At 43.8% G+C, this 6,000-nt stretch carries 6 protein-coding genes; 4 read left to right on the top strand and 2 right to left on the bottom strand.

The features are described 5' to 3' along the window. On the bottom strand, window positions 1–189 hold a 189-nt coding region (locus PI95_RS26670; protein ID WP_201280617.1), incomplete at its 3' end, for a hypothetical protein. 5 nt (window positions 190–194) lie between these two features. Here PI95_RS26670 and PI95_RS26665 point away from each other — a divergent pair. From PI95_RS26665 to PI95_RS26650, 4 genes are all read left to right on the top strand, one after another. Further along, entirely contained in the window at window positions 195–989 is a 795-nt protein-coding gene (locus PI95_RS26665; RefSeq protein WP_052324890.1) for an HAD family hydrolase, read from the top strand. A 121-nt stretch (window positions 990–1,110) separates the two neighbouring features. Continuing rightward, window positions 1,111–1,842: a Uma2 family endonuclease gene (locus tag PI95_RS26660; RefSeq protein ID WP_039743444.1), complete on the top strand. Its 732-nt coding sequence runs from the start codon at window positions 1,111–1,113 to the stop codon at window positions 1,840–1,842. A gap of 114 nt (window positions 1,843–1,956) precedes the next feature. Then, a complete protein-coding gene (locus PI95_RS26655) occupies window positions 1,957–4,512 on the top strand; it encodes a CPBP family glutamic-type intramembrane protease (protein ID WP_039743446.1) in 2,556 nt (851 codons plus the stop codon). A gap of 278 nt (window positions 4,513–4,790) precedes the next feature. Further along, window positions 4,791–5,423: a carbonic anhydrase gene (locus PI95_RS26650; protein ID WP_039743449.1), complete on the top strand. Its 633-nt coding sequence runs from the start codon at window positions 4,791–4,793 to the stop codon at window positions 5,421–5,423. 255 nt (window positions 5,424–5,678) lie between these two features. On the opposite strand, the gene PI95_RS26645 is transcribed toward PI95_RS26650, so the two are convergent. Continuing rightward, window positions 5,679–5,816 carry a hypothetical protein gene (locus PI95_RS26645; protein ID WP_163519221.1) on the bottom strand — a complete coding sequence of 46 codons (138 nt, stop codon included), beginning with the start codon at window positions 5,814–5,816 and terminating at the stop codon, window positions 5,679–5,681. Between the last annotated feature and the right edge of the window lie 184 nt (window positions 5,817–6,000).

The raw sequence follows: 6,000 nt of genomic DNA, 5'->3' as shown, positions 1-6,000 counted from the left end.
GGGGAGGCAGTGCGTTGCGGGGGTTCCCAAGGCAGCTTTTGGGGGGAAGCTTCCCCCCAAAACGTGCCGCCCCGTTGTAGCACCTGCCGTGAAAGGGTAAGAAAGAAGAAATATTTCTCCCCCTTGTCCCCTTGTCCCCTTGTCCCCTTGTCCCCCTTGTCCCCCTTGTCCCCTCTCCCCATTCCCCATTCCCCATGCCCAATGCCCCATGCCCATTGCCCAATGCCCCAATCAATTCTTTTAGCAATATTCGTCTGATTGCTACAGATATGGATGGCACCCTAACGCAACAAGGTAAATTTACTTCTGCCTTATTGCAAGCTTTGGAGAATTTAGCGGCAGTTGGAATCAAAGTAGTAATTGTTACTGGACGTTCCGCCGGCTGGGTGAGTGGACTAAGTAGCTTGATGCCGATCGCTGGTGCGATCGCCGAAAATGGCGGTATATTCTATTCATCTAATAGCGAGACTGTCGCTTTAACGCCGATTCCCGATTTAGTTGCCCATCGTCAACATTTAGCCGCAGCTTTTGCCCAATTACAAACACATTTTCCCCAAATCCGAGAATCTGCCGACAATCGCTTTCGCATCACTGACTGGACTTTTGATGTAGCTTCATTGACTTCAGGTGAACTGCTTTCCTTAAATAATCTCTGTCAACAACTGAGTTGGGGATTCACCTACAGCAACGTACAATGTCACATCAAACCCTTAGGGCAAGATAAAGCTGTAGGATTATTGCAGGTATTGCGAGAATACTTTCCTGGTTATTCACCTGAAACTGTTGTCACCGTTGGCGATAGTCCCAATGATGAAAGTTTATTCGATCAACGTTATTTTCCCGTTTCTGTGGGTGTAGCGAATGTGATCGAATATGCCAATCAATTGCAGCATCAACCTGTTTATATCACCACTGCTGCTGAAGGTGCAGGATTTTGTGAATTATCTGATTACTTATTGCAAGCCGATAAAATACGAAATAACACGTAGTCGGCGCTTAAGCGCTGAAACATTAACTACAATACTGAATAACACGTAGTCGTCAAGAGCGCTGAAGCGCTCACTACATTCTCAATTCGTCTAAAATAAACTCGTAGCACCGAATACAACTATGACAGCTATTTTACCTGTCGCTCAATCGGAAATTTTCTACCCCAGTGCTGATGGTGAACCCGTGGCAGAAACTTACGATCACCTTTATGTTTTGCTAACCACCCTGGAAGTATTAAAACAGTATTTAGCAGATACTCAGGCAACTGTTTTAGCAAATCAATTTATGTATTACGCTCAGGGATATCCTAAATTGCGGGTTGCCCCAGATGTAATGGTGATTTTTGATGTCACACCCGGAGGTCGAGACAATTATAAAATCTGGGAAGAAGGTCAAGTACCCAGTGTTATTTTTGAAATGACATCCAGCGGCACTAAAGACCAAGACCAAATCTTTAAAAAGACTCTTTACGAACAGTTAGGAGTTAAAGAATACTGGCTATTTGACCCAAAACGCGAGTGGCAAGAAGAACAATTACGCGGTTATCGTTTGCGGGGAGAGATTTACGAACCAATATCTGATAATCGTAGCGAACCGTTAAAATTGCGCTTACAAGCTGAGGGACGGCTAATTAATTTTTATCGAGAGGATACAGCAGAAAAGCTGCTGATTCCTGGTGAACTAGCACAAGCGCTACGGCAAGAAGTTGTCGCAAGGCAGCAAGCAGAAGCACAAGCAGAACAAGAACGTCAACGTGCAGAAGCTGAACGTCAACGCGCAGAAGAAGCACAAGCGCAGGTAGAACAGTTAAAAGCAAGATTACGATCGCTTGGTATCCCCGATACTGAGTAATCTCAAATGCAAACTTTTCCTAACACTACTCAAATCATATTAAGATGAAATAAAAAAGTTGCACTTGCTCCGCGTTTTCGCTGATGCTATGTAAAAACTAACTATGTAGCTTCTATGCAGGGCAAGCAATCATCAATCAAGCCGAGGGTAAAGACGCGCTCTTTACGATTTTGGAGTTTTTTATTACTCTTGATTGTCAGTGCGATCGCTATCTTTCTGTTTTACCCAAGACCGCAACAGATAGTCAAACGCGAAAGCAATTACACCATTCATAGACGGCAAGAATTTAATCAGCCTGAATTTTACCCAATCAAGCCATCCGAAAACTTAAAACTCTATCGACCTGTCGGTGAGTGGGTAGGAAAACTGATTCTACCCAAGAAAGAGCAGATAGACGCAAAATCGGACTGGTCGTGGTTACTAGTTCAACATGCACCAGCACAAGCGCAAAACCTCATCGGTCAAGTCGTTCGTTTGCAATGGAAAGATAAGCAAAACTCTTACGTAAAAACCACAAGTAGAAATGTGCGTTTTACTCCTGGCACTATCAAGAGTCAAAATAAAGGCATAGTTCATCCAAACCGCCTCAATGGTCGTCTTGGTGTCGGACCGCTACAGTCACTCGCTGGTGCGAAACCGAATGATGATATGATTGTTACCTTAGACCGTGCCGATGTCGTGACGGGTAGTGATGGTAAACCAGTTCTGCAAATTGAGCAAGAACCAATCCAGGCAACCGGACGCTTTTACGCTTTAGTGAAAATTCTCAAGCCAGAAGTAGCAAACAGCACCTACCCTGCTCCAAAATTTTGTCCGGGAACGCGCCCCTGTCCGAGCGAATATTTCCGCATTCGTCATTACAATCCGGCATCCGGTAACTTTGACGGACCAGAGGGAACAGTCAGGATTCCTCAGCAAGTTTTAGATTCACGGGCATTTTTCTCATCTACTTCGCGCCAAATAGAAGCATCTCCCGCAGGCAAAGAAGGGTGGTATATATACGGTGCAAGAGATGCCAAAGGTATGTTTGTTACTCAAGCAGTCGCACCGCGATCGCTCTTTAAAATAGAACCAGATCGCGTATTGTTGGGAACATCCGCAGGGCTAAAATACATTAAAGTAGATAATTGGCGCAATACCGAGCAAAACAAAGGCAAGATTGAAACAGTTTTACTCGATCCGACAGTAGCCCAACCGCTGCAAGCGCTATCAAACTGGAAACCAGGAGATAAAGCGATCGTCATGCACCTATTTGGCGGTATTGGCGGCAAACAAGGTGAAATGAGTGGGCTGATGCGTTTAGCCAACACTGTCCCCGGACACTTTGCCTTTGGAGTAGCTGAAGTAGTTCGCGACCCCTTCACGCAAGATTTACGATTTGACATCAAATATCATCAAGTTTACGCTCACAGTCCTGATGCGATGATATCCGGGACACACCGCTGGGCAAACTATATGGGTAACTTTCAATGGGGATGGGCTGCAACGCGACCGGTTTCTGATGTTATCGTCAAGTTTGAACCTGTGACGCAAGATTATGATTTTGGTGGCATTAAGCTTTCACCCTTGCAGGAATTTACCCGGCAGTTGCAGATTATGATGGCTCGTTATCGAGTCGGAGATGGAACGGGAAGTGCAACAGTTAGCCCAGCTACTTCTTGCGTTCAAGATGCCAGTCAAGCACTTTACATTACCTTGAAAGTTATCGAACAGCAAGTTACTTCAAATCCGGCAATTCAGAAGTGGCTCAACGCTCATCCTAACGATCCGCAAACTTTTCGCTTTGAAAAGCTAGTTTCTCTCGGTTCATCTTTAGAACGGCAATTGAGTCCTTTGGGGATAGTCCGCGCTGATTGGGAAAGCAATGCATCTGCTTTAAGCGGAATCGGTAACGAAGAAGAGCCAAAGCTATCTCAAAAGCGTAGCATCTGGGCAGCGCTGACAAGTTGGCGGACAATGTTACCCCGACAAGCGCACGATGAACTTGCTAGTATCTTCTTAAGCCAAAATGCAAAACTCTGGTTTCTGCGAAGCAACCAAATTGGGGGATGGCAGCAGGATATTATTCCAGAGGAAGCAACGGCAGTACTTGGCAGATTGAAGCTTCCCTTTACCAATGTTGCACCGATCCCGATTCTGCTCAACCGTGTATTAGGGTCTTTTGTCATACCTAACCAACAAGATTGGCTGATAGTAGGAGTGACATTATTGATTTATAGCGCGATCGCTCTACCGTTGGGCTTCTTTTCTGGATTTTTGCGCTTTAATCTTTCCCCCATCAACTTACCTAATCGGCTATTTACAGCATTTCGAGCTTCGATAATTCCCGCTTTTTTGGAAGAGTTAGTATTTCGCGTTTTGATGCTTCCCCACCCCATAGAACTAGTCAATTGGGTAACGTGGTCATTGTGGGCAGCATTTTGTTTACTGCTGTTTGTCCTTTATCATCCGTTCAATGCCAAAACCTTTTATAAAGCGGGAATTCCCACCTTTTTTCAGCCAGTTTTCCTTGCATTAACGGCATTGTTGGGTTTAGCCTGTACGATCGCCTATGCATTGACCGGTTGTCTGTGGACAATATTTTGCATCCACTCGATTATATTGCTAGTTTGGCTGCTAGGATTCGGAGGAATGCAAAAGTTGCGATCGCACCACACACACCCAGCCTGATGAGTGCAAAGTAACGCATATTATCACACACCTAAACAAAACCGAAGGCTACTAACCGTGAGGTTAAAACTTTGCACAGCATCTTTCTTGTACTGATGCTGATTTTTTTTTACGTGTTTCTTTCAGATTTTCACAAGCGATTTCTTGTACTGTTGACGAGGTATTTCAACATAAATGAATCCTCAATTAAGTTATGTTTAAAGAACCTTTAAACATAACTTAATTCATAATTCACCAAAAATGTCAACAATCAACGACATTTATTCGACGATTAGATTATGAAATATAACAGCATTGAACAAATCATCAAAAATAATCGGGCTTGGGTTGCACAAAAACAAGCCCTAGACAACACTTACTTTGAAAAAATGGCAACTGGACAAAAACCGCCTTATCTCTACATTGGCTGTTCAGATCGTCTAGCTTTAACAAGATTTACCGGCACAGAACCCGGAGAGTTATTTGTCCATCGCAATATTGCCAATCAAGTTTCTCTCACGGATATGAACTTTTTAGCCATTTTAGAATACGCAGTTGTCCATCTTGAGGTAAAACATATTATTGTTGCCGGTCACTACGGTTGTGGTGGAATTAAGGCAGCTTTAGAAAGCAGAACAATTGGACTTATAGATAATTGGGTGAATCCAATTCGAGAAATATATTTACAAAAACAAGACGAAATTAATGCTTTGCCAACACAAGAAGAACGCTTGAATCGTTTAGCAGAGTTGAATGTGATGCTGCAAGTTAAAAATGTCTACCAAACTAGCATAATGCGTCAGTCACTGGCACAACAAAAAGCGCCTGAGGTTCATGGCTGGGTGGTGGATATACGCACCGGGTTAATCAAAGACCTGGAAGTTTCAACCAAACAATGGCAACTGCGTTCATTATCTGTTGCTGCACTTTGAGGTAGGATGACCAAGGGCTATATAGGAGGCGATCGCCTTCTGGATGCCTTTACCTCAAGCGATGGATAAAAATCTATATCAACCGCTGTCTCGTCCACTGTTTGTCTACGTCAACTACCACTCTGCCCAAATCAAACCCAAAGTTAGATTTTGTTCAATTCAATCAAGGTTCGGTTGGGACAGTGTTTAATGGGGAGGCTCAGTTAAACCTGACCCTTACCGAAGTGTCAAGCAAACGAGCAACCTTATTTTAGCTTATAGCGCTCCGGGCACAAATCGCCCGCCGTTCTTGCGATCGCACACGCGATCGCGCATCAATGCGATCGCTATACAAACGAAAGCACATCCGCAAAGCTTTTGGGCGGCAGCGTTTTTCCTTGCCGCTCTATGCATGACTATCCGCAGTTTTTTTCAGTGGGAATTTTCCCAAATTTAAGCAGGCTAGGCGATCCCCATTTTTTATTAGTTAATTGCATGACTATACTTGCTTAAACTTATCAAAGTATGCTGCGTTGATATCAGATAAATTATATCATGAAGTTTTGTAATATAGATAACATTTCCCTATGAAGTGGGT

This window comes from Hassallia byssoidea VB512170 (assembly GCF_000817785.2).
GTDB classification, from domain to species: Bacteria; Cyanobacteriota; Cyanobacteriia; order Cyanobacteriales; family Nostocaceae; genus Hassallia; species Hassallia carrinoi.
Note: the sequence above shows the minus strand (reverse complement) of the source record. Positions and strands in the feature narration are given on the sequence as shown.

Coding starts and splice junctions, on each gene's coding strand:
- PI95_RS26660 (WP_039743444.1), top strand. CDS start 1,111: ATGACAGCTATTTTACCTGTCGCTCAATCGGAAATTTTCTACCCCAGT.
- PI95_RS26645 (WP_163519221.1), bottom strand. CDS start 5,816: ATGCATAGAGCGGCAAGGAAAAACGCTGCCGCCCAAAAGCTTTGCGGA.
- PI95_RS26650 (WP_039743449.1), top strand. CDS start 4,791: ATGAAATATAACAGCATTGAACAAATCATCAAAAATAATCGGGCTTGG.
- PI95_RS26655 (WP_039743446.1), top strand. CDS start 1,957: ATGCAGGGCAAGCAATCATCAATCAAGCCGAGGGTAAAGACGCGCTCT.
- PI95_RS26665 (WP_052324890.1), top strand. CDS start 195: ATGCCCAATGCCCCATGCCCATTGCCCAATGCCCCAATCAATTCTTTT.